This is a genomic window from Danxiaibacter flavus (genome assembly GCF_041060425.1).
In the GTDB taxonomy this organism is placed as follows: Bacteria; Bacteroidota; Bacteroidia; order Chitinophagales; family Chitinophagaceae; genus Danxiaibacter; species Danxiaibacter flavus.
Window position 1 is genome coordinate 1 of sequence record NZ_JAULBC010000029.1, and the last position, 585, is coordinate 585.

Consider the following 585-nt stretch of genomic DNA (forward strand, 5'->3'; position numbering starts at 1 on the left):
TATTGCGATGACACCTGTATGTGAAGGTTCAGACCAACTTCTGACAGCAACAAGTACCACAGCCGGTGTAACCTATAACTGGTCAGGACCAACACCGCTAGTCGTAAATAATAATGAGGCCACAATTAAAGCAGCAACTATAGCATCAAATGGTAGCTATAGTGTATCAGCAACATTAAATACCTGTACCTCTAAATCTGCTACAGTAAATGTTGCGATCAATCCTATGCCTGTTGTGCCCACTATTGCGATGACACCTGTATGTGAAGGTTCAGACCAACTACTAACCGCAACAAGTACCACAGCCGGTGTAACGTATAACTGGTCAGGACCAACACCGCTGGTCGTAAATAATGATAAAGCCACAATTAAAGCAGCAACTGCAGCATCAAATGGCAGCTACAGTGTATCAGCAACCTTAAATACCTGTACATCCCAATCAGCCGCAGTAGATGTTGCGATCAATCCAATGCCTGTTGTACCCACTATTGCGATGACACCTGTATGTGAAGGTTCAGACCAACTTCTGACAGCAACAAGTACCACAGCCGGTGTAACCTATAACTGGTCAGGACCAACACCGCT

1 protein-coding gene is annotated in these 585 nt (G+C 44.8%); it reads left to right on the plus strand.

Features of this window, described 5'->3' with window-relative positions; translation table 11 throughout:
• On the plus strand, window positions 1-585 hold a 585-nt coding region (locus QTN47_RS27965; RefSeq protein WP_369332768.1), incomplete at both ends, for an Ig-like domain-containing protein.